We start from the raw sequence: 22,066 nt of genomic DNA on the forward strand, positions 1-22,066 counted from the left end.
GGGGGGCGGCCCTTTTGCTGTTGCGGGGTCCTAGGCCCGCGGCGCGGCCAGCGGGTGATGGGTCAGCACCAGTTCGCGCAGGCGGGCGTCGAGGACATGGGTGTAGATCTCGGTCGTCGAGAGGTCCGCGTGGCCCAGAAGCTGCTGGATCGAGCGCAGGTCCGCCCCGTGCGCCAGCAGGTGCGTGGCGAAGGCGTGGCGCAGGGTGTGGGGCGAGACGCGGGCCGGATCGATGCCCGCGCGCACGGCCAGCCCCTGGATCAGCTGCCACATCCGCTGGCGGGTAACGTGGCCCGCCTTGCCCGAGGACGGGAACAGGTGCGCCGAGCCCTTCCACCCCGGCGCCGCGTCGCGCAGCGCCAGCCAGGCCGCCAGCATCTCGCGCGCGGGGGCCGAGAGGGGGACCATCCGCTCCTTCCCCCCCTTGCCGCGCACCAGCACCATGCGCGGATCGCCGCGCACCGCGGCGACGGGCAGCGAGACCAGCTCGCTGACCCGCAGGCCGGTGGCGTAGAGCAGCTCCATCAGGCAGGCGAGGCGCAGGGCGTCGCGCTTGCCGGCCTCGGTCCCGCGCAGGGGGGCGCGGGCGGCGGTCAGCAGGGCCTCGGCCTCGGCTTCGGTCAGGGTCTTGGGCAGACGGCGGGCGGCGCCGGGGCCCGAGAGACGCGCGGCGGGGTCGTCCTCGCGCCAGCCCTCCGACAGGGCGAAGCGGTAGAACTGGCGCGCGGCCGACAGCCGGCGCGCCCGCGTCGCCTGGCCCAGGCCGCGGGATTCGAGGTCGCCCAGCCACGCCTCCAGCGTCTCGCGCCCCGCCTCGGGCCAGTCCGCGCCGGCGAACTCGGCCAGGTCCCGGAGGTCGCGCGCATAGGCCGCCAGCGTGTTGGGGGCCGCGCCGCGCTCTGCCTGCAGCGCCTCGAGGAAGGCGCGCAGGGGCTCGCGGGGCGTCATCGCCCTCAGCCGTTCGGCGGAGGGGCGGGGGCCGTGATCTCGCGCACCGGCGCGGGAAGCTCGGCGATCGCCGCGTAGACGGCGAAGCCCGCCGCCGCCAGCAGGACGAGATAGAGAAGGTATCTGAAGACCACCGACATGCCTGCTCCGCCGGGCGCCGGGCGGCGCCGCTTGTTGGGTTCGATTCGACCGCGCGACGCGCGCCCGGACGGGTCTTGCGCCCGTCTCGGGGCCGGGCGACGCTGATCTGCGCCTCCGACCTCGTCGTCGCGGCCCGCCGGCCCTTTGCGCCGCGCTCCGCGCTGACGTAAAGAGGCGCGGCTTTGCCTCGGCGCGCACTCTACAGGGCGCGTCCGGGCCCCGCAACGCGCCCGACCGCATCGCGGCCGGGCAGGACCCGAGACCATGACCACGCCCGACGCCGATCCCAGGCCGGACCCGGCCGCCGCGCCCGACGCCGATGCTGACGCCGACACCGACGCGGAAACGTCCGAGGCGTCGCTGGGCGGGCCCTCGTCGCTGCGGCTGGCGCGGCCGGTGGTGCTGATCGGGCTGATGGGGGCGGGCAAGACCTCGGTCGGGCGGCGCCTGGCCGCGCGCCTGGCGACCCCCTTCGTGGACAGCGACGAGGAGGTGGTGCGCGCCGCCCGCATGACCATTCCCGAGATCTTCGCCCAGTATGGCGAGCCGGAGTTCCGCGACGGCGAACGGCGCGTGATCTCCCGCCTGCTCGAGCGCGGGCCCCAGGTGATCGCCACCGGCGGCGGGGCCTGGATGAACGACCTGACCCGTGCGGCGATCCGCGAGCGGGGGGCGAGCGTGTGCTGGCTGCGCGCCGAGCTCGACACGCTGCTGGGGCGGGTTATGAAGAAGGGCGGCGCCACGCGCCCGCTGCTGGCGACCGGCGACCCGCGCAAGACGCTGGCCGACCTGATGGCCGCGCGCTACCCGGTCTATGCCCATGCCGACGTGACGGTGGACAGCCACGCCGGCGAGCGGCATGAGGCGGTCGTTGCGCGCATCCTCGAGGCGCTGGCGGCTCGGGGCGACGCGAAACCCGCCTGAGGGCGGACAGGAAACCGGAAGAGGGGCAGGGGACCATGCGGGAGACCGTGGACGTCGCGCTGGGCGCGCGGGCCTATTCGATCGAGATCGGCCCCGGCCTGATCGCGCGCGCGGGCGAATTCATCGCCCCCCTTCTGCCGCGCCCGCGGGTCGCGGTGATCACCGACGAGACCGTCGCCGCCCGCTGGCTCGAGCCGCTGCGCGAGGGGCTGGCGGCCTCGGGCGTCGAGATGCAGGCGCTGGCGCTGCCGCCGGGCGAGGGCACCAAGAACTGGGCCGACCTCGGCCGCACGGTGGAATGGCTGCTGGCGCAGAAGGTCGAGCGGGCGGACCTGGTGGTGGCGCTCGGCGGCGGCGTGATCGGCGACCTGGCGGGCTTCGCGGCCGCGATCCTGCGCCGGGGCGTGGGTTTCGTGCAGGTCCCCACCACGCTGCTGGCGCAGGTGGACAGCGCCGTGGGCGGCAAGACCGGGGTGAACTCGCCCCACGGCAAGAACCTGATCGGCGCCTTCCACCAGCCCCGCCTGGTGCTCGCCGACACCGACGCGCTCGAGACGCTGCCGGCGCGCGAGCTGCTTTCGGGCTACGCCGAGGTGGTCAAGTACGGCCTGCTGGGCGACGCCGCGTTCTTCGACTGGCTCGAGGGCGAGGGCGGCGCGGCGCTGGCCGCGGGGGACGTGGCGGCGCGGATCCGGGCGGTGCGCCGCTCGTGCGAGATGAAGGCCGAGATCGTGGCCCGCGACGAGACCGAGACCGGGGACCGGGCGCTGCTGAACCTCGGCCACACCTTCGGGCATGCGCTGGAGGCGGCGACCGGCTATTCCGCGCGCCTTCTGCACGGCGAGGGCGTCTCGATCGGCTGCCAGCTGGCCTTCGAGCTGTCCGCACGCCTCGGCCTGTGTTCGCAGGAGACGCCGGGCCGCGTGGCGGCGCATTTCCAGGCGATGGGGATGCGGGCGCGCCTGGGAGACATTCCGGGCGAGCTTCCCGACTCGGACGGGCTGATCGCCCTGATGGCCCAGGACAAGAAGGTGAAGGCGGGCGTGCCGACCTTCATCCTCGCGCGCGGCATCGGGGAGGCGTTCGTGACCCGCGAGGTATCGGTCGAGGCCCTCCGCGCCACGCTCGACGCGGCCGCCGCGCGCTGAGCGATTCGGCCGGATCGCTCAGCTGACGCAACTGCATTAACCTTAAAAATCGTTCTTCATCGCGGTGAATAATTGCTTGCATGGCGGCCGCGTTGCTCATATTCAGGACTTGTGACATTATGAATGTTACGTGAATGACCGGCCCATGGGGATGGGCCGGCGTTCGGGGTCGAAAGGTTTGGCAATGCTTCTGTCGTTGCGTTCGCTCGCGCGGATTTCGCGCGCGAGTCTGTTTGCGTCTGTGCTGGGTCTGGCGGGCGTTCTGATCATTGGCGACGGCCAGGCGATGGCCGCAACCGCCTCCACGCTGCCATGCGCGTCTGCCAACCTTGCGGGCGACGCCTCGGGCTTCGGCCTCGATTGCCAGGTTCTCAACGCCCACAACGACAAGGCGGCGGACCTGAACGCGGAGGCCGCCTTCACGCTTGAGGACTGGGTCTTCGCCTCCAAGTACGAGATCGACGAGAGCAAATACGAGACCGGCGTCGCCGGTCTGGGCTTTGCGGTCACGGGCGGCGAGGACGGCGGCTCGTTCTCGTTCGACGACGGCCTGTGGGACGACTGGTCGAGCGCGGTGATCCTGTTCAAGTCCGGCAGCGGCAAGAAGAAAAAGAAGGACGACGACGGCGCGTCGGCGGGCAGCGTGGTGATGTTCCTGATTCAGCCGGGCGTCACGATGGGCGACTTCGTCCGCTCGAACGGCAATGGCATCAGCCATGTCAGCCTTTATGTCTCGGCCACGAACCTGTTCTCGGGCGGGAGTTCGGCCGAGGCGCCGACGCCCGCGCCGCTTCCGGCGCCTGCGCTGATGCTGGCCGCAGGCCTTTCCGCCTTCGGCGCGGTGCGGGCGCGGCGCCGTTCGGCTTGACCGGGCGACGTGAACCGGGCGACCTGACGGACTGGCCCGCCGGGCGACCTGACGCGGCGCGACCCGACTCGAGACGGCGCGACGGAGCGCCCGCAGGCCGCAGCTTGGCTTCAGGCCGAGCAGCTCGCCCCGCCCAACACGCAGAACGTCGCGCAATGCGGGTGATTGAGCTTCACCGGGGCCGAGGCCTCGGCGAGGCTCTCGCCCAGGTCGAACTCTGGCGCGTAGGGCAGAAGCGTGCACGACGCGACCGAGGCGCGCGGCGCGCCCTTGCGGCGCACAACCATCCGCGATGAGGCGCACATCACCTCTTCGGGGCGCTTGTTCAGGATCCCCCAGCAGGCGGTGGTGATCTCGGGCACGTCGGCGCGCGCGTCCATCTCGGGGAACAGCACGCAGGCGCCGGGGTCGGCGGCCTCGATGGGCAGGCGCTCGGCCGCAAACAGGGCGGCGAAGCGGGCGCGCAGGTCGGCGTCCGTCCCCTCCCACAGGCGACCCGCCACGGCCAGGCGCGCGCCCCGGTCGCGCAGCCAGCGCAGACCCTCGAGCGCCGAGGCGAAGGCCCCCGCGCCGCGCTCGGCGTCGTGGCGCGCGGGCTCGGGGTGGTCGAGCGAGACGCGGAAGGTCAGGCGCGCGCCATGCGCGTCGATCAGGCGGGCCAGCGCCTCCCGCACCGCAGGGCGCAGCATCGGGCGCATGGCGTTGGTCAGCACCAGAACCTCAAAGCCGCGGGACAGCGCCGCCTCGATCATCGCGGGGGCCTGGGGGTTGAGGAAGGGCTCGCCGCCGGTGAAGCCGATCTCCTCCAGCGGCCAGTCGAGGGCGGCGGCCTCGTCCAGGAACCGCTCCACCTCCTGCGTGGTGATGTAGATCAGGCGGTCGTTGCTCGGCGAGCTCTCGATATAGCAGGTGGCGCAGGCGATGTTGCACAGCGTCCCGGTGTTGAACCACAGCGTCCGCGGCCGGGTCAGCGCCACCGAGGCCCGCGGCTCGCCGTTCGCGGTCACGTCGGGATCGGCGAACTTGCGCGGGGCGGCGGGGAGCAGGGGCTGTTGGGTCGACATCGGCGGCTCCGGGGAAGGGGGATCGGGACGAGTCAGCGCAGGCGGGGCGGGCAGGGTCAAGCGGTGGGGCCGCGTTGCTCACGCAGATGTAAGATTGCGGGCGGCCGCGGCGACTCGGCCGCTGGACGGAGGACGGGGCGCGCGCTAAGCCGACCACGCCCCCCGCCCCTGACGCCGACGCGACGCGCAGCCGGAGCCGCTCCATGACCGCTGACAGCCCGATCCTTCCCCCCGCCATGGATCGACCGATCAAGATCGCGCCCTCGATCCTGGCCGCCGATTTCGCCAACTTCGGGGCCGAGTGCCGCGCGGCCGAGGCCGCTGGCGCCGACTGGATCCACGTGGACGTGATGGACGGTCACTTCGTGCCCAACATCACCTTCGGCCCCGAGACGGTGCGCGCCCTGCGCCCGCACGTGTCGGGCGTGATGGACGTGCACCTGATGATTGCGCCGGTGGACCCCTATCTGCGGGCCTTCGCGGAGGCCGGCGCCGACGTGATCACCGCTCATGCCGAGGCGGGCCCCCACCTCGACCGCACCCTGCAGGCGATCCGCGAGCTGGGCTGCCTTGCGGGCGTGGCGCTGAACCCGGCCACCCCGGCCGAGGCGATCGAATACGTGCTCGACCGCATCGATCTCGTGTGCGTGATGACGGTGAACCCGGGCTTCGGCGGGCAGAAGTTCATCGGCTCGCAGATTCCCAAGATCCGCCGCCTGCGCGAGATGCTGGGCGACCGGCCGGTGCACATCGAGATCGACGGCGGCGTCACGACCGAAACCGCGCCGCTGGTGGCCGCGGCCGGGGCGGATGTGCTGGTGGCGGGCTCGGCGGTGTTCAAGGGCGGGTCGGCCAGCGATCCCAAGCCCTACTGCCGCAACATCGCGGCGATCCGCGCGGCGGCCGAGGCCGCGCGCGTCCCGGCCTGAGCCTCCGATCGGGTCGGCTGTGCGTCCCCCGGGCCGGCTCGCCGCGCCCGCCCGGGCGTCGCCTCGGCCAGCCGCCCGCGGGCGTGGACGCCCTGCCTGCCGGTCGTTAGGCTGCGCCGCGAAGGCCGCGCGAAGCGGCCGCGACGACGCCAGAACCGGGAGGCCCCCATGAAAGTCTGCTACGCCCCGAACACGCGGGCGGTCAGGATCGTCTGGCTGCTCAACGAGCTGGGACTGGACTACGAGCTCGAGCGCTACAAGCTGGGCGACCCGGCGATGCGCGGGCCGGAGCTGGCCAGGAGCCACCCGCTCGGCCGGGTGCCGGTGCTTCATGACGGGGACGTCAGTCTCTACGAATCCGGGGCGATCGTGGAATACATCCTCGCGCGCCACGCTCCCGGTCGCCTCGCGCCGGCGGTCGAGTCGGAGGAGTTCCCCCGCTATCTCCAGTGGTTCCACTACGCCGAGGGGATGATCATGCCGCCCGTCAACACGCTGGTGGTCGAGACGATCCTGCTGCCCGAGGACAAGCGCAACCCGGTCAACGCGGTGCGCGCCGAGAAGCTGCTGGCGCGGATGCTCGACGCGGTCGAACAGGGGCTGGAGGGGCGCGAATACCTCGCCGGCGACTTCTCGGCCGCCGACATCATGTGCGGCCACGCCTGCATCGTGGGGTCCTCGCGGCTGACCGACCGGGCGGGGCGGCCCAATCTCTCGGCCTATGTCGAGCGGCTCAAGGCCCGCCCCGCGCTCGCCGCCGCCTGGGACGCCTGAGGGGATGAGCATGACCGACCCCCTGGATTTCACCGGCAAGACCGTTCTCGTCGTGGGCGGCTCGAGCGGCATCGGCAACGGCGTCGCCCACGGCTTCCGCGAGCGGGGCGCCGAGGTGCATGTCTGGGGCACCCGTCCCGGCGTCGAGGATTATGCGGGCGTCGAGGGCTCGGACCTCTCGGGCCTGCGCTACCAGCAGGTCGACGCGGCCGACTTCGCGACGGTCGAGGCGGCGACCCCCGCCTTCGACAGGCTCGACGTGCTGGTCGCCTGCCAGGGCACGGTTCTCTACAAGCGCGGCGAGTTCGAGATGGCGGGCTTCCAGCGCGTCGTCGACGTCAACCTGAACTCGCAGATGGCCTGCGCGCTGAAGTTCCGCGGCATGCTGGCGCAGGCGAAGGGCGCGCTGATCCTGGTCAGCTCGATCGTGGCCTACCATGCGGCGAAGGGGAATCCGGCCTATGCCGCCTCGAAGGCGGGGGTGGTGGGGCTGACCCGCACGCTGGGCCAGGCCTGGGCCCCCGAGGGCATCCGGGTGAACGGAATTGCGCCCGGGCTGGTGGACACCAAGCTGACCAAGGTGACGACCGAGAACCCTGACCGGAAGGCCGGCGCGCTGGCGGGGATTCCGGCCGGACGGCTGGGCGAACCGGCCGACATGGCCGGCGCGGCGTTGTTCCTCGCCTCGCCGCTGGCGGGCTATGTCTACGGGCAGACGCTTACGGTAGATGGAGGTATGATATTGTAATGGAATACGTTTCTGTCCTAGTCCGGCACACTTAGCACTTGACGCCGGTTGGATGAGCGCTACATTAACTCTCGCATCAGTTGCGTGAGCGTTGACCCCAGCTCAGCGTAGTGTGCCAATAGGCCTCTGGAACTCTCCCCAAGTTCCTTGGCCGTATACAGAGTGTAACCTGTCCCAGGGAAATTACTCCCGCCGATGGGTTTGTAGAACTGAAAAGGGCCACGCATTTTCGCGTGGCCTTTTCTTTTGCGCGTCGTGCCGCGGGCGGGGAGGGGCAGGCGCGAGGCGGCCGCGGCGCGCCCGTATGGACAGCCCCCGGCGATGCGCCTAGCTTCCGCCAAAGGCCCGCCGGGGGGCCGCAGTCGAGCGTTTCCGCGCCTTGCAGCTCGTTGTCTTCATCAATGGCGTCGTGATTGCCGCGATGGGCCTGCTGATGCTGGCGCCGGCCGCGATCGACGGGCGGCCGGACGGGCCGTTCGCGCAGGCCGCCTTTCTGGTCACGGTGCTGGGCGCGATTCTCGCCGCCGCGGCGCGTGGCGGGCGGGCCGGATTCCGCGCCCAGCATGCCTTCGTGATGACCGCCTCGGCCTGGGCGAGCGCGGCCGCGGCGGGGGCGGCCCCGATGATCCTGGGCGGGCTGAGCGTCACCGACGCGGTGTTCGAGGCGATGTCGGGGCTGACCACCACCGGCTCGACGGTGATTTCGGGGCTGGACGGGCAGCCGCGGGGGCTGCTGGCCTGGCGCTCGATGCTGCAATGGCTGGGGGGCGTGGGGATCATCGTGATGGGAATCGCGGTGCTGCCGATGCTGCGGGTGGGGGGCATGCAGCTTTTCCGCGCCGAATCATCGGACAAGGCCGAGAAGCTGTTCGCCTCGGCCGGGCGCTTCGCGGCGGGCACGGCGGTCGTCTACGTGCTGCTGACGCTGGCCTGCATGGTGGCCTACGAGCTGTGCGGGATGGGCGACTTCGAGGCGCTGATGCATGCGATGACCACGGTGTCGACGGGGGGATTCTCGACCCACGACGCCTCGCTGGGGCATTACAACGACACGCCCTCGATCCAGTGGGTGGCGGTCGCGTTCATGCTCTCGGGCAGCCTGCCGTTCGTGTGGTACCTGCGCGGCTGGGCGCGTCATGTCTTCGCCTCAGAGCAGGTGCGCGTCTACCTTCTGTCGCTGGGCGCGATCGTGCTGGCGGTCGCCGTGTGGCTGGTCGTCGAGCGGGCCGAGGCGCCGCTGGACGCGCTGCGCCTGGCCGCCTTCAACGTGGTCAGCCTGGTGACCACCACGGGCTTTGCCAACACCGACTACATGCTGTGGGGGCCGGCGCCGATGGCCGCGTTCCTGATCATCACCTGTTTCGGGGGCTGCACGGGCTCGACCTCGGGCGGGCTGAAGTCGATGCGGATCATCATCGCCGCCAAGGCGCTGTTCGCGGCGGTGCGGCGGGTGCACAGCCCCAACTCGGTGCAGGTGGTGCGGTTCGAGGGGCGGCGGGTGGACGAGGGGGCGCTGAACTCGGTCATCGCCTTCTGTCTGTTCTTCCTGCTGACCTTCTTCCTGCTGGCGATGGCGCTGGGAATGATCGGGCTGGACATGGCCACCGCAGTCAGCGGCGCCGCCACGGCGCTGGCCAACGTGGGGCCGGGGATCGGAGACGTGATCGGGCCCGCGGGCTCCTTCGCCTCGCTGCCCGCGGCGGCCAAGTGGCTGCTGACCGCGGGGATGCTGCTGGGGCGGCTCGAGGTGATGACGGTGCTTGTGCTGCTCAGGACGATGCGGGCCTGAAACGCGAAAGGGGCCGCGCGGCGCGCGGCCCCTCCGGGGTCGGGGAGGCTCGGCTCAGACCACCAGCGAGAACAAGAGCCCCGAGACGATGGCGCCCCCCAGCCCGAGGGCCACGTAGGCCGCAAACACCGGCAGGCGGACCAGCGACCACACCGCCGCCATCGCCGGGATGCACGAGACGGCGCCGGCGGTCAGGAAGGCCATGGCCGCGCCCGCGCTCATCCCCTGGGCGATCAGCGCCGCGACCAGCGGCGGCGCGGCGTAGCCGTTGAGGTAGGCGGGCATGCCCACCAGCGCCCCGACGACCACCGACAGCGGCCCGTCGCCGCCCGCCAGCGCGCCGACCGTCTCGGCGGGGACGAAGCGGATCATCAGCCCTTCGAGCAGGTAGGCCAGCGCCAGCCACTTCACGAGGAACAGCGCGTTGGACAGGGCCTCGGTCCGGAAGGTCTCGCGGCGCTTCTCGACCTGCCAGAACCGCCACACCGGCTTGCCCTTGAACGGCGAGCCGCAGCCGCAGCCGCCCGAGGGCGCGGTCGCCTTGAGGGGGTTGGCGAACAGCCCCGCGCGCATCGCCCCGGCGGTCAGCAGCCCGCCCCCGAGGCCCACGCCGACCGCAGCCACCGCCTTGCCGATGGCGAAGGTCCAGCCCAGCGCGCCGGCGGTGATCATGAAGCTCGCCGGGTCCATCAGCGGCGAGGAGAGCCAGAACGCCATCACCGCCGAGATCGGCGCGCCCAGCGCCAGCAGCCCCGCGATGAAGGGGATCACCTGGCAGGAGCAGAAGGGCGCGAGGCCCCCCACCGCCGCTGCCAGCACGATCATGCGGATCTCGCGGCCCTGAAAGGCCCGGGCCACGATCGCCTCGGCGCCCGTGGCCTTCAGCCAGGCGACCAGGGCGACCGCGACGGCGATGAACGGCAGGGTCGAGAGGAAGGAGGACACCGCCACCTCGAAGACCTCCGGCGCGTCGGCCGGGGCCAGCAGGGCGGTCGCCAGCGCCACGGCGGCGATCAGCAGCCAGACGCGGTCGAGGCCGCGCAGGCGGCTCCAGAACGCGTCGGCGGTGCGAAGGGCAAGCTCGGTCATCTCTGCGCTCCCTCGGAGGGGCTGAGGCAGCCCGGGTGGGCATGGGCGGCGGGACCGCCCGCGTCGGCGCAGCACTCGCGCTGCAGGAAGCCGACGAGGGCGGAGATGTTGGCAAAGCTCGCCCGGCAGATCAGCGAGCGGCCCTGACGCTCCTGGCTCAGCAGCCCGGCGGCTGAGAGGAAGCGCAGGTGATGCGAGAGGGTCGAGGCGGCGATGCCCAGCCGCTCCTGCAGCGCGCCCACGGCCAGGCCCTCGGGCCCGGCGCGCACCAGGGTGCGGATCACCTCGAGCCGCGGCTCGGAGCCGAGCGCGGCGAAGGCCTGTGCGGCGGCCTCGGGGGCGGGCGCCTCTGCCTGGGAGACGGGGGGGGCGGTTGTCGTTGTCATGATTCTAGAAATATAGAAATGACGGCCCCGGTCAAGCCCGATCGCACGGCGGGAGCTCCATGCGCCCCCCCGTCGCCGGCGCGAGGCAGCCAAGCCCGCCCGCAGGGCGCCTGCAGTCCGCTTGTTGAAAGGAGGGGAGAGGCCGGTCCCGCAGGGACCGGCCAGGGGCTCGCCTCAGCTGCCGCGGCCGCCGGACATCCATCCGGCCACGAGATCGTGCTGCACGCGGGCCTGCTGCCACTGCCGGTAGAAGGTCAGCAACTGCCGCAGCGGCGCCGAGAGGCGCTGGAAGGCCGAGACGAAGGCCACGACCACGCCCACCGTCGTCTCGCCCTGGGTCACCAGCCAGCCGCCGTAGCCCAGCGCCGCCAGCGGCCCGAACTGGTTGAGCAGGTTCAGCAGCGCCTTCATCCCGTATTTCACCAGGTAGATCGCCAGCCGGTTGCCGTAGATCCGCGGCAGCAGCCGACCGACCCGGGCCTGCGCCGCCTTGGTCTCGCCCGCCCGCGCGCCCAGCGTCCGCAGCAGCCGGAAGCGCACGTTCATCAGCCGGTTCAGCCGTCCCTGCAGCAGGGGCGCGGCCAGCGCCTGGGGGCCGAGCAGGGCGGCCGAGACCAGCGCCAGCTCGGGCTGGGTCCAGGTCATGTAGGCGAAGACGCCGATCAGCATCGCAAAGTTGGCGCAGGCGTCCGAGACGCCGTTGCCCACGAATCCGCCCAGCCGGTCGATCTCGTTGCCCAGCACCACCGCCGAGACGCCATGACCCTCGTCCTCGGTCTCCTTGCCCGTGGCGCGCACCCGCATCTTCAGCGAGTGGCGGCGCGTGTGCACGATGGCGCTTTCCGAGATCCAGCCCTGGTACATGCGCAGGCCCAGCTTCAGCACCTGCTGGGTCAGCGCCACGCCCGCGTAGATGATCGCCAGCGTCCACAAGAGGCCCACGTCGCCGGGCGTGATCGCGTCGTCGATCAGGCGGCGCTGCAGCTCCACCGGCACCAGGTCGAGCAAGGCCGCCAGCACCGCCAGCAGGCAAAGCCCGGCCTGGTGGGCGCCGCTCATCCGGATGACATAGCCCCACAGGCTGCCCGCGGGACTGTCGTCGCCGCTGCGCGGCATCCGACGGATGCGCGGCATGCGCGGGCGCCGCGGGCGAAGCCCCGCGGCCTCCCGCTCGGCGCGCTGCGCCTTGCGACGGGCGCGGCGATCGCTCGTCGCGTCGGTTCGCTCCGGGCCGCTCAGAAACTGTCCTTCCGCTTGCGGACTTCGGCGAAGACCGCGCCGTCCTCGGCGCCCTCCATGCCGACGTTGGCCTTCACCGAAGGCTCGCCCGCCCGCAGGAACGGGTTGGTGGCCAGTTCCTCGGCGAGCGTCACGGGAACGATGGGCTCGCCCGCCGCGTCCGCCTTCGCGATCGCCTCGATGCGCGCGACCAGCGCCGCGTTCTCCGGCTCGATCGACATCGCGAAGCGGCCGTTGGCGGCGCCGTAGTTGTGGCCGGAGTAGACCTGCGTCTGCGGATCGAGCGCCATCAGCTTCTTCAGGCTTTCCCACATCTGCGCGAAGGTGCCCTCGAACACCCGCCCGCAGCCCAGGGCCATCAGGCTGTCGGCGGTGAAGGCGACCTTCGCGCCCTCGAAGCAGAAGGCGATATGGCCGATGGTGTGGCCCGAGACGTCGAGGATCGTGGCGCTCTCGGCCCCGAGGCGGATCGTCTCGCCCTCGCTCACCGCCTGGTCGAGGGCGGGCAGACGCTCGGCGTCCTTGGCGTGACCGATGACCTTGGCGCCGTAGGCGGCGACCAGATCGGGGATGCCCTGGATGTGGTCGTCGTGGTGGTGGGTGACCAGGATCACGTCCAGCCGACCGCCGGCCGCATCGATCGCGGCCTTCAGCGGCGCGACCTCGGGGGCGTCGACCACGGCCCACACATCCTGCTCCGTTTCGTGGATCAGGTAGCCGTAGTTGTCCTGCAGGCAGGGGATGACCTGGATTTCGAGCGGCATCTGCGGCCTCCGTCTCTTGCAATTCCGGCGTCGCGGCGCACCCTGCACTTAGGGCGAGGGCGGAAAAAGGGCGCGCGATGCACCTCGATGTGATCGATCTGAGGCGGTTCTACTACCGCACCCCCCTGGGGCGCGCCACCCAGCGCAGCCTGCAGGAGGCGATCCGCGCCCTGTGGCCGGACGTCTCGGGGGAGACGGTGGCGGGATTCGGCTTCGCCGCCCCCCTGCTGCGCCCCTTCCTGAAGGAGGCCGCGCGAGTCGTCTGCCTGATGCCCGCCCCCCAGGGCGTCTGCCGCTGGCCGCCCGAGGGGCCCAACGCCGCCGTGCTGACCGACGAGACCCACTGGCCGCTGCCCGCGGGCCAGGTGGACCGCCTGATCGTGGCCCATGCGCTGGAAACCTCGGAGCGGCCGGGCGCGCTGCTCGAGGAAATGCACCGGGTGCTGGCGCCCGAGGGGCGGGCCATCGTCGTGGCCCCCAACCGCACCGGGATGTGGGCGCGCTCGGACGCCACGCCCTTCGGTCACGGGCGGCCCTATTCGGCGAGCCAGCTCGAGGCCGCGCTGCGCGGCCACGACTTCGCGCCCGAGCGGACGCAGGCCGCGCTCTACGGGCCGCCCTCGCATCGGCGCTACTGGCTCAAGACCCATCGGCTGTGGGAGGGGGTGGGCCGGCGCGTCGACGCCCAGCGGCTGGGCGGCGCGGTGCTGGTCGAGGCGACGCGGCGCGTCTACGCGATGCCCCGCTCGGGGTTGAAGGAGAAGTCGCTCTCCCCGCTCGAGGTGCTCGAGGGCCTGGCCAAGCCCGGCGGCGTGCGGCCCGCGGCCGGGGGCGGCGGCGCGCGGCGCGATCCGGGGCTCGGGAGCGGCGGCGCCGCCATCGTGCGCCCCCGCGCCTGGTCTCAGAACAGCAGGCCGATGCCCCAGGACGTCCCGCTCCAGCCGCCCGACCCGACGCCGACCGACAGGTAGGGGCGGATGCGCACGCCGGGGCGGTCGTCGCGCTCGGCGACCGCGTCTTCCTCGGGCAGCGCTTCGGCGGGCTCCTGCAGGCCGGCCGCGTAGGCGGCCTGGAAGGGCCCGGCGAGCGGGGCGGGGCAGTCGAGCGTGGGGGCCACGCGATGCCGACCCAGCCATGCGCCGTTCTCGGGCGCGCAGTAGCCCGCGCGCCCTTCGTCGTGGCCGGCCATGTAGCTGTCCTGCGCCGCGTCGGCGTCGGGCAACAGCGGGCACCCCGACAGCCGCGCCAGGCCCGAGGCCGGCGAGCGGCCGGCGAGCGCGTCCTCGACCCCCTGTTGGTTCCAGTCGACCGAGGCGCAGTCGCCGCCGGTCCCGCTCAGCGTCGCGCGTTGCTCGTCAGGGGCGGAGCTGCACCCCGCAAGCGCCAGGGCTGCGGCGAGAACGACAGGCAGGCGGAGGGGGCGAATCGAGTTCATCATGCTCTCCTTATGCACGCGAATGCGGCCCGGGGGCGCCGCCATCCGCGTGGGTGTCACGCAGGGCCCCGGGTTTGCCGTTGCGCGCGACGGCGTTCCACGGCGGGCGGGGTGCGGCGGCGGGCGTCTTGCTCCGCGGGCGCTCGCTCGCCAAGGTGTCGCCCGACATGGCCGGGATCGACCGGCCGGCAGATCATTTCGAGGAGGAGACCCCGCATGACCGATCGCCTGGTGATCGTGACCCAGCCCGTCGACGGCGTCGTCGAGGCCGTGCTGAACCGTCCCGACAAGCTCAACGCCATCACGCCCGAGCTGATGCGCGCGCTTGGCGAGGCCCAGGCCGAGATCGCGGCGATGGAGGGCGTCAGCTGCGTGATCCTGCGCGGCGAGGGGCGGGCCTTCTGCGCGGGGCTCGACAAGTCGGGGTTCGAGCGGATGAAATCGACGGGCGCGGGCTCGCTCGGCATGGACATCATGGACCGCACCCACGGGCCGGCCAACGTGGCGCAGAACGCCTGCTGGGGCTGGCGGATGCTGGGCGTGCCGGTGATCTGCGCGCTGCAGGGTTTCGCACTGGGCGGCGGCTTCCAGATCTGTCTCGGCGCCGACATCCGCATCGCCGCGCCGGGCACGCGCTTCTCGATCATGGAGATGAAGTGGGGTCTGGTGCCCGACATGGGCGGCATGGCCGCGATGCGCCACATCGCGCGCGGCGACGTGATCCGCAAGCTGACCTACACCGCCGAGGTGTTCGAGGCCGAGGCCGCCCTGGGCTACGGCTTCGTCACCGAGATCGCCGAGGATCCGCTGGCCCGCGCCCGCGAACTGGCGCGCGAGATCGCGGGCAAGAGCCCCTCGGCCCTGCGCGCGGCCAAGGAGCTTCTGAACCTCGCCGACGAGGAGAGCGGCGCGCTCGAGCCGCTGCTGGCCGAGTCCCGCCTGCAGAAGGACCTGATCGGCAAGCCCCACAACCTCGAGGCGATCGCCGCGGGCATCGAGGGTCGGCCCGCGAAATACGCCTGATCCCCACGCGGGATCTGCGGCCGGGGCGCGCGCGCCCCGGCTGATGCCGCGCGGGGCAGGGCGGTCGCGGCCGCCCTGGCGCGGGGCTGCGCGGCGGGGCGGCCCCGAGGCGTCCGGACCCGGCGCGGCGGGGAGAACGCCCAGCGCCGGCGGGCGCATCGCCTCGGCCCACATGCATTGCCTCGGGCCACATATCGCCTGGCGGACCACGGGCAGTCCGAGGCCCGCCAGAAAGGCCAGCAACTCGGCGTCGCGGCGCCGGTCGGCGCAAATCTCGTTCTGGGTCAGTCCCATCGGTCCCGCCGTCAGGAGGGGTTTCGGCGCCTCTGAGCGCCCTGCGATCCTGGGCGCCGCCGAGGCGCGGATCCGGTTCGCCCGATCCCGAAACGCTTTTTTAACTCTGAGTCCCCCAGTCTTCTTCCGATTGGACCGATTTCACCTATGTTCGCGTAAAGTTCTCGGTTAAGATCGGGGCAAAAGCAGAACATGGGCGCAGGTCGACCCCGCAACGCGTCGTCGCAGTCGACGCGACCTCGCCCGCGAGGCATATGGAGACAGGCATGGCTCAGACCATCTTCGACCTGAACGGCAGGACTGGCATGGACAAGCAGAAAGCCCTCGAATCCGCGCTCGCCCAGATCGAGCGCAATTTCGGCAAGGGCTCCATCATGAAGCTCGGCGAGCGCAAGGTCATGGACATCGAGGCGGTGTCCACCGGCTCGATCGGCCTCGACATCGCGCTGGGCGTGGGCGGGCTCCCCAAGGGGCGGATCATCGAGATCTACGGGCCCGAGAGCTCCGGCAAGACCACGCTGGCGCTCCACGTGATCGCCGAGGAGCAGCGCAAGGGCGGCATCTGCGCCTTCGTGGACGCCGAGCACGCGCTCGACCCCTCCTACGCCCGCAAGCTGGGCGTGGACGTGGACGAGATGCTGATCTCCCAGCCCGACGCGGGCGAGCAGGCGCTCGAGATCACCGACACGCTGGTGCGGTCGGGCGCGGTCTCGGTGGTGGTGGTCGACTCGGTCGCCGCCCTGACGCCCCGCTCGGAGCTCGAGGGCGACATGGGCGATTCCTCCGTCGGCGTGCAGGCGCGGCTGATGAGCCAGGCGATGCGCAAGCTGACCGGCTCGATCTCGCGTTCGGGCTGCATGGTGATCTTCATCAACCAGATCCGCATGAAGATCGGCGTGATGTTCGGCTCGCCCGAGACGACCACGGGCGGCAACGCGCTCAAGTTCTACTCCTCGGTGCGGCTCGACATCCGCCGCATCGGGGCGATCAAGGACCGCGACGAGGTGGTGGGCAACGCCACCCGCGTGAAGGTGGTGAAGAACAAGGTGGCCCCGCCGTTCAAGCAGGTCGAGTTCGACATCATGTACGGCGAGGGCATCTCCAAGACCGGCGAGCTGATCGACCTCGGGGTCAAGGCGGGCGTGGTCGAGAAGTCCGGCTCCTGGTTCAGCTATGGCGACCAGCGGATCGGGCAGGGGCGCGAGAACGCCAAGACCTTCCTGCGCGAGAACCGCGACCTCGCGCTCGAGATCGAGGACAAGATCCGCGCCGCTCACGGGCTGGAGTTCGACGCCTCCCCCGACGAGGGCGGCGAGCAGGTGATGGAGGACTGATCCGCCTCGGCCCTTCGGGGCCCGCCGGCGGCAGGACCACGGGCGCCCCCTCGGGGGCGCCCGTTTCGTTTGGGCGGGGTTGTATTGCGCTGGAAGAATATTAGAATGATTCCAGATTAACTGATCGCGAGCCCCTCATGTTCCGCCTCCTCTCCGCCCGCAAGACGTTCGCCGACCTCTCCGAGCGCGAGGTGCTGGCGCTGGCCATCGCCTCCGAGGAGGACGACGCGCGCATCTACGCCGATTTCGCCGCGCGGCTGCGGGCCGTGTTCCCCGCCACGGCCGCGATCTTCGAGGGCATGGCCGAGGAGGAGGACGACCACCGCCGCCGCCTGATCGACCTGTTCCGCACGCGATTCGAGGGGCCGATCCCGCTGCTCCGGCGCGAGCATGTGGCCGGATACGCCGCGCGTCGCCCGGTGTGGCTGACCGAGACCCTCGACATCGTCACCCTCCGCGGCGAGGCGGCGCGGATGGAGCGGGCGGCGGCCGAGTTCTACGAGCGCGCCGCCGCCCGGACCGGCGACCCCGCGCAGCGTCTGCTGCTGGGCGACCTGGCCCGGGCGGAGCGGGGCCACGAGCGGGCCGCGGAAGGGCTCGAAGGCGCGCATGTCGACGCGGACGCCGAGGCGGCGGAGGCCGAGGCCGACCGCCGTCGCTTCGTGCTGACCTGGGTGCAGCCGGGGCTGGCGGGGCTGATGGACGGCTCGGTCTCGACGCTCGCGCCGATCTTTGCGACCGCGTTCGCCACCGGCGACACGATGACCACGTTCCGGGTGGGGCTGGCGGCGTCGATCGGGGCGGGAATCTCCATGGGCTTCACCGAGGCCGCCTCGGACGACGGCGTGATCTCGGGCCGCGGGTCTCCGCTCAAGCGGGGGCTGGCGGCGGGGGTGATGACCACGATCGGGGGGCTCGGACACGCGTTGCCCTACCTGATTCCCGATTTTGCCACCGCCACGGGGATCGCGCTGGCGCTGGTCTTCGCCGAGCTCTGGGCGATCGCCTGGATTCAGAAGCGCTGGATGAGCACGCCGTTCCTGCGCGCGGCCTTTCAGGTGGTGCTTGGCGGAGCTCTGGTGCTGGCCGCCGGCATCCTGATCGGCGAGTTCTGAGGGGAATTCTGCGCGAGTGCGGCGGAGGCTGAACCGGCTCGCCCCGGGCTGTCGCTCCGGGCGCCCCTCGCGGCCTGCTTCCCGGCCCATGCTGGAGGGCAGGCGGATCGCCCGCCGTGGGCTCGCCTGCAAGCGCTCGCTCCGCCCGCAATGCGCCGCGGGCGGAGCCGCGGCATCGGCGCCTACAGACGACGCGGCGCCTCCGGTCGCGGCCCGGCGCCCCGCCTGAGGCGGAGCGCCGGGCCGCGGTCAGCCGGCGGCGGCGAGCGGCACGCGGCCGTGAAGCTCGAGCTCGGGGCGCTCGGTCGGGAACACGAACAGCCCCTCGCCGCGGACCTCCCAATCGGCGTCGCGGAAGTCCTCCTGGGCCAGCAGCCCGCGCAGGGTGGCGGAGCGGCCGGGCAGAAAGTCGTGCGGCTCGATCAGGATCGCCGGGCGGTGGCGCCAGAAGTCGGCGTCGGGCGCCAGCGCCTCGGCCTCCGCCCCCTCGATGTCCATCTTCAGGAGCACCAGTTCGGCGTCCGGACGCTCTGCGAGCAGCGCGTCGATGGTCACCGCCTCGGTCGAGACGTCGGCGAGTCGCGAGTCGGGCTCCGCCGGACGATAGGAGAACGCGCCTTCGGCCGCGCCGACATCCTCGGGCGCCAGGCGGCCAGGCGAGCTCCACAGCGCGGCGTCGCGGAACCGCACGTTGCGCAGGCCGGTGCAGTTGCGCCGCGCCATGGCGAGGTTGCCGCGATGAGGCTCGACGCACAGCACGTCGGCCTGCGGCCAGCGGCGCGCGGCCTCCTGCGAGAACAGGCCGACGTTGCCGCCGGCGTCGATGATCAGGGGCCGACGGCCGGCCGCCTGGGCGCGGGCGCAGCGACGGTCCACCGCCTCTGCGCGGTCGGGCGACATCTCGTATTCCCGCTGCACCACGATCTTGCGGTAGACCCGCACGTCCGAGGTTCGCGCCCGCAGACGCACGGTGCGCCCGCCGCCGGCCGGCGCGCGGATGCGCCGCCCGCGCGGCCCCAGGAAGCAGAATCCGACGTGCCAGAGCGCCAGCGGGATTCCCGCCAGCCCCCGCCAGCGCATGTAATCGGCGAGCCATCCCAGCCCTGCCGCGAGCGACCTGAACATCGGCGTCTCCTCGCCGTGACTTCGATGCGCCAAGGGACCACGCCGAGGGTAAAGATCGTCTTAACTGGTTGCCGAAACGTCACCCGCAGGGCATCACCGAACTGACCAGTTCCGTGGACAATGGGGGCGCGACATGGCCGGCAATCCTCTTTCGCGGGTCGACGCGTGGCTCTACCACTTGGGCGACGTGACCCGCGCTCGCGCCGAGGCCATCGCCGCGACGGACGCGGATCTGGTGGTGACCGAATGGGCCTCTTACGCCCGCAAGGAGGCGCCCTATGACGCCGACCGCCTGGATCAGATGCGGGGCGAGGACGCCGACCGGCTGATCGTCTCCTACCTCTCGATCGGCGAGGCGGAGCCCTACCGCTACTACTGGAAGCAGAGATGGGAGAGCAAGGCCCCCGCCTGGCTGGGTGAGGCGAACCCGGAGTGGACCGACAACATCAAGGTCAAATACTGGAAGCCCGCCTGGCAAGAGATTGTCTTCGACTATGCCGAGCGCATCGTCGAGGCCGGGTTCAACGGCCTCTATCTCGACATTGTTGACGCCTGGGAATACTGGCGGCGCACGGGGCCGGACGGGCTCGACCACCGGCAGGAGATGATCGACTTCATCGCCGGTCTGCGCACCGTCGTCGAGGCCAGGCTGGCCGAGGTCGACCCCGGTCGGGACTTCGCGATCATCGGCCAGAATGCGCTGACGCTGCTGCGCCAGGACGACTACCTCGCCCAGATCGACGGCGTGGCGAAGGAAGACCTGCGCTTTTACTACGAATACGGGAAAAAGAACGCCTTCGAGGCGCTGCCGAACTCTGAATTCCGCTTCAGCCTGAAGTTGCTGGAACGCGCCGAGGCGGCGGGCGTCGAATCCTTCGTGGTTGAATACGTGCCCGCGCGCGCGAAGGCGCAGGCGAAGGCGAAGCTCGCCGAGGAGGCCGCGTTGCTGGGCGACGCCGACATTCCCCTCTATGTCGCGCCGAGCCGCGATCTCGACACGATCGGCGAGACGCGTTCAGGCGGCGGCAAGGTCGAGCGGGGGACGGGCCGGGACGACCGGATGGTCGGCGACGCGGGCGCGGACCGGTTCGACGGGCGCGGCGGCGACGACCGGCTGCTGGGCCGCGGCGGAGCGGACCGGCTGGACGGCGGCGCCGGCAAGGATGTGATGGAGGGCGAGGGCGGCGCCGACCGGCTGCGCGGGCAGGGCGGCAAGGACGAACTGTTCGGCGGCGGCGGCGACGATCTTCTCTTCGGCGGCGCGAAGGCCGACTGGCTCGAGGGCGGCGCGGGCGACGACAGGCTGGACGGCGGCGCCGGGGACAACCGGCTGACCGGCGGAGGCGGCGCGGACATCTTCGTGCTGGGCGCGAATACCCGCGGTCAGGCGCGCGACTTCACGCCGGGCGAGGACCGGATCGACGCGCTGGGCGCGGCGGTCTCGTTTCGCGACGCCAAGAGAGGCGTGACGGCCGAGAGCGACGAGGGCGGCCGGCTCCTGCTGCGGGGCCTGACGATGGACGACGTCACGCCGCCTCCCGACGGTCTGTTCGTCTGAGGCCGGCTCAGGCGGCGAAGCCGTAGCCCTCGGGGTCGGAGACAGGTTTCGCATCGAGCGCCTTGAGCAGCCCGGTCACGAAGCGCGCCACGGCCCACACCGCCCAGGCTGCCATCACCAGCCAGCCCACCAGCACCAGGGTCAGGACCGAGCCCAGCACGATCGCCGCAAGCCCCACCCAGAAGGAACGGATCTGGAAGGCCATGTGGCTGGCCTCGGCCGGGGGCGCCTCGTCGCGCTTGGCGTAGGCGATGACCACGCCGGCGAGCGCGCACAGCGGCACCGCGAAGCCGACCAGATAGAGCACGTAGACCAGCTTCACCGCGTCCCAGCCGCCGAGGCGGGAGGGGCTGGCGGCGGGCTCGGCGGCGCGCGGCGCCGGGTCGTCAAGGGCGGAGGGCCGCGGCTCGTGAGGCGTCGGGTCGGACATCTCGGTCTCCTGCTGCGAAGCGTGAGACGGTAAGCTAGGCGGCGAATGCGGCCGGCGGGTGACGGGCGCACGGCGGGGGAGAGGAGAAACGAAAACGGCCCGCGGGGTCGCCGCGGGCCGTCGGGATCGGGGCCGGGCCCGAAGGCTCAGGCGAGCGCCTTGTTGAGGTTTTCGTCGACTTTCTCGAGGAAGCCCATGGTGGTCAGCCACTTCTGGTCGGGGCCGACCAGCAGGGCCAGATCCTTGGTCATGAAGCCGCTCTCGACCGTGTCGACCACGCACTTCTCCAGCGCGGAGGCGAAGGTCATCAGCTGGTCGTTGCCGTCGAGCGTCGCACGGTGCTTCAGGCCGCCGGTCCAGGCGAAGATCGAGGCGATGGAGTTGGTCGAGGTCTCCTTGCCCGCCTGGTGCTGACGGTAGTGACGGGTGACGGTGCCGTGGGCGGCCTCGGCCTCGACGATCTTCCCGTCGGGCGTCATCAGCTGCGAGGTCATCAGGCCCAGCGAGCCGAAGCCCTGCGCGACCGTGTCCGACTGCACGTCGCCGTCGTAGTTCTTGCAGGCCCAGACGTAGCCGCCGGACCACTTCATGGCGCAGGCGACCATGTCGTCGATCAGACGATGCTCGTAGGTGATGCCGGCCTTCTTGAAGGCGTCGGCGAACTCGGCGTCGAAGACCTCCTGGAACAGGTCCTTGAAGCGGCCGTCATAGGCCTTGAGGATCGTGTTCTTGGTCGAGAGGTACACCGGCCAGCCGCGGGCGAGGCCATAGTTCATCGAGGCGCGGGCGAAGTCGCGGATCGACTCGTCGAGGTTGTACATCGCCATGGTCACGCCGGCGCCGGGGGCGTCGAAGACCTCGTGCTCGATCGTCTCGCCGTCCTCGCCGACGAACTTGATCGTCAGCTTGCCCTTGCCGGGGAAGCGGAAGTCGGTGGCGCG

23 protein-coding genes are annotated in these 22,066 nt (G+C 71.7%); 12 read left to right on the plus strand and 11 right to left on the minus strand.

The window, feature by feature from the left end:
* Positions 1–30 precede the first annotated feature (30 nt).
* Both AAC134_RS12825 and AAC134_RS12830 read right to left on the minus strand, forming a co-directional pair.
* Positions 31–948, minus strand: coding sequence for a site-specific tyrosine recombinase XerD (locus AAC134_RS12825; RefSeq protein ID WP_339949489.1), 918 nt, complete (start codon positions 946–948; stop codon positions 31–33).
* Between the two features lie 5 nt (positions 949–953).
* On the minus strand, positions 954–1,088 hold the full coding sequence (locus AAC134_RS12830) for a hypothetical protein (protein ID WP_339949490.1): 135 nt from the start codon (positions 1,086–1,088) through the stop codon (positions 954–956).
* Positions 1,089–1,503: 415 nt separating this feature from the next.
* Between AAC134_RS12830 and AAC134_RS12835 the strand changes: the two genes are divergently transcribed.
* From AAC134_RS12835 to AAC134_RS12845, 3 genes are all read left to right on the plus strand, one after another.
* Positions 1,504–2,013 (plus strand): shikimate kinase, encoded by a 510-nt coding sequence (locus AAC134_RS12835; RefSeq protein WP_339949512.1) that lies wholly within the window; start codon positions 1,504–1,506, stop codon positions 2,011–2,013.
* A gap of 35 nt (positions 2,014–2,048) precedes the next feature.
* Positions 2,049–3,161: a 3-dehydroquinate synthase gene (gene aroB / locus AAC134_RS12840; RefSeq protein WP_339949491.1), complete on the plus strand. Its 1,113-nt coding sequence runs from the start codon at positions 2,049–2,051 to the stop codon at positions 3,159–3,161.
* 130 nt (positions 3,162–3,291) lie between these two features.
* Entirely contained in the window at positions 3,292–4,029 is a 738-nt protein-coding gene (locus AAC134_RS12845; RefSeq protein ID WP_339949492.1) for a hypothetical protein, read from the plus strand.
* A gap of 110 nt (positions 4,030–4,139) precedes the next feature.
* Here AAC134_RS12845 and AAC134_RS12850 read toward each other — a convergent pair whose 3' ends face one another.
* Complete coding sequence (locus AAC134_RS12850) at positions 4,140–5,093, minus strand: radical SAM protein (RefSeq protein WP_339949493.1); 954 nt, start codon at positions 5,091–5,093, stop codon at positions 4,140–4,142.
* Positions 5,094–5,296: 203 nt separating this feature from the next.
* Between AAC134_RS12850 and rpe the strand changes: the two genes are divergently transcribed.
* The 4 genes from rpe to AAC134_RS12870 all read left to right on the plus strand — a co-directional run bounded on the left by rpe (position 5,297) and on the right by AAC134_RS12870 (position 9,333).
* On the plus strand, positions 5,297–6,022 hold the full coding sequence (gene rpe, locus AAC134_RS12855; RefSeq protein ID WP_339949494.1) for a ribulose-phosphate 3-epimerase: 726 nt from the start codon (positions 5,297–5,299) through the stop codon (positions 6,020–6,022).
* 168 nt (positions 6,023–6,190) lie between these two features.
* Positions 6,191–6,796 carry a glutathione S-transferase family protein gene (locus tag AAC134_RS12860; RefSeq protein WP_339949495.1) on the plus strand — a complete coding sequence of 202 codons (606 nt, stop codon included), beginning with the start codon at positions 6,191–6,193 and terminating at the stop codon, positions 6,794–6,796.
* Between the two features lie 10 nt (positions 6,797–6,806).
* Entirely contained in the window at positions 6,807–7,544 is a 738-nt protein-coding gene (locus AAC134_RS12865) for an SDR family NAD(P)-dependent oxidoreductase (protein WP_339949496.1), read from the plus strand.
* Positions 7,545–7,923: 379 nt separating this feature from the next.
* Positions 7,924–9,333 carry a TrkH family potassium uptake protein gene (locus AAC134_RS12870; protein ID WP_339949497.1) on the plus strand — a complete coding sequence of 470 codons (1,410 nt, stop codon included), beginning with the start codon at positions 7,924–7,926 and terminating at the stop codon, positions 9,331–9,333.
* 54 nt (positions 9,334–9,387) lie between these two features.
* Here the strand turns inward: AAC134_RS12870 and AAC134_RS12875 are convergent, their stop codons facing one another.
* From AAC134_RS12875 to gloB, 4 genes are all read right to left on the minus strand, one after another.
* Positions 9,388–10,422, minus strand: coding sequence for a permease (locus tag AAC134_RS12875; RefSeq protein WP_339949498.1), 1,035 nt, complete (start codon positions 10,420–10,422; stop codon positions 9,388–9,390).
* Positions 10,419–10,808, minus strand: a complete 390-nt coding sequence (locus AAC134_RS12880; RefSeq protein WP_339949499.1) for a metalloregulator ArsR/SmtB family transcription factor — start codon at positions 10,806–10,808, stop codon at positions 10,419–10,421. The genes AAC134_RS12875 and AAC134_RS12880 overlap by 4 nt, the downstream gene beginning before the upstream one ends.
* 174 nt (positions 10,809–10,982) lie before the next feature.
* Complete coding sequence (locus AAC134_RS12885) at positions 10,983–11,942, minus strand: ABC transporter ATP-binding protein (protein ID WP_339949500.1); 960 nt, start codon at positions 11,940–11,942, stop codon at positions 10,983–10,985.
* Between the two features lie 101 nt (positions 11,943–12,043).
* Positions 12,044–12,811, minus strand: coding sequence for a hydroxyacylglutathione hydrolase (gene gloB / locus AAC134_RS12890; RefSeq protein ID WP_339949501.1), 768 nt, complete (start codon positions 12,809–12,811; stop codon positions 12,044–12,046).
* A 77-nt stretch (positions 12,812–12,888) separates the two neighbouring features.
* Between gloB and AAC134_RS12895 the strand changes: the two genes are divergently transcribed.
* Complete coding sequence (locus AAC134_RS12895; protein WP_339949502.1) at positions 12,889–13,782, plus strand: methyltransferase domain-containing protein; 894 nt, start codon at positions 12,889–12,891, stop codon at positions 13,780–13,782.
* Here the strand turns inward: AAC134_RS12895 and AAC134_RS12900 are convergent.
* Entirely contained in the window at positions 13,713–14,246 is a 534-nt protein-coding gene (locus AAC134_RS12900; RefSeq protein ID WP_339949503.1) for a DUF2799 domain-containing protein, read from the minus strand. The genes AAC134_RS12895 and AAC134_RS12900 overlap by 70 nt on opposite strands.
* A 216-nt stretch (positions 14,247–14,462) precedes the next feature.
* Here AAC134_RS12900 and AAC134_RS12905 point away from each other — a divergent pair, with 216 nt between their 5' ends.
* The 3 genes from AAC134_RS12905 (at position 14,463) to mbfA (ending at position 18,012) form a co-directional block, all read left to right on the plus strand.
* A complete protein-coding gene (locus AAC134_RS12905; protein ID WP_339949504.1) occupies positions 14,463–15,269 on the plus strand; it encodes a crotonase/enoyl-CoA hydratase family protein in 807 nt (268 codons plus the stop codon).
* 560 nt (positions 15,270–15,829) lie between these two features.
* Positions 15,830–16,897, plus strand: coding sequence for a recombinase RecA (gene recA, locus AAC134_RS12910; RefSeq protein ID WP_339949505.1), 1,068 nt, complete (start codon positions 15,830–15,832; stop codon positions 16,895–16,897).
* A gap of 137 nt (positions 16,898–17,034) precedes the next feature.
* On the plus strand, positions 17,035–18,012 hold the full coding sequence (mbfA, locus tag AAC134_RS12915; protein WP_339949506.1) for an iron exporter MbfA: 978 nt from the start codon (positions 17,035–17,037) through the stop codon (positions 18,010–18,012).
* 249 nt (positions 18,013–18,261) lie between these two features.
* Here mbfA and AAC134_RS12920 read toward each other — a convergent pair whose 3' ends face one another.
* Entirely contained in the window at positions 18,262–19,137 is an 876-nt protein-coding gene (locus tag AAC134_RS12920) for an FkbM family methyltransferase (protein ID WP_339949507.1), read from the minus strand.
* 133 nt (positions 19,138–19,270) lie between these two features.
* Here AAC134_RS12920 and AAC134_RS12925 point away from each other — a divergent pair, with 133 nt between their 5' ends.
* Positions 19,271–20,695, plus strand: coding sequence for an MJ1477/TM1410 family putative glycoside hydrolase (locus tag AAC134_RS12925; RefSeq protein ID WP_339949508.1), 1,425 nt, complete (start codon positions 19,271–19,273; stop codon positions 20,693–20,695).
* A gap of 7 nt (positions 20,696–20,702) precedes the next feature.
* On the opposite strand, the gene AAC134_RS12930 is transcribed toward AAC134_RS12925, so the two are convergent.
* Together AAC134_RS12930 and AAC134_RS12935 are read right to left on the minus strand one after the other, a co-directional pair.
* On the minus strand, positions 20,703–21,125 hold the full coding sequence (locus tag AAC134_RS12930) for a hypothetical protein (RefSeq protein ID WP_339949509.1): 423 nt from the start codon (positions 21,123–21,125) through the stop codon (positions 20,703–20,705).
* Positions 21,126–21,271: 146 nt separating this feature from the next.
* A partial coding sequence (locus AAC134_RS12935; protein ID WP_339949510.1) for an NADP-dependent isocitrate dehydrogenase occupies positions 21,272–22,066 on the minus strand: 795 nt, incomplete at its 5' end.

Origin of the sequence: uncultured Albimonas sp., from assembly GCF_963977235.1 — a bacterium.
Lineage (GTDB): Bacteria > Pseudomonadota > Alphaproteobacteria > Rhodobacterales > Rhodobacteraceae > Albimonas.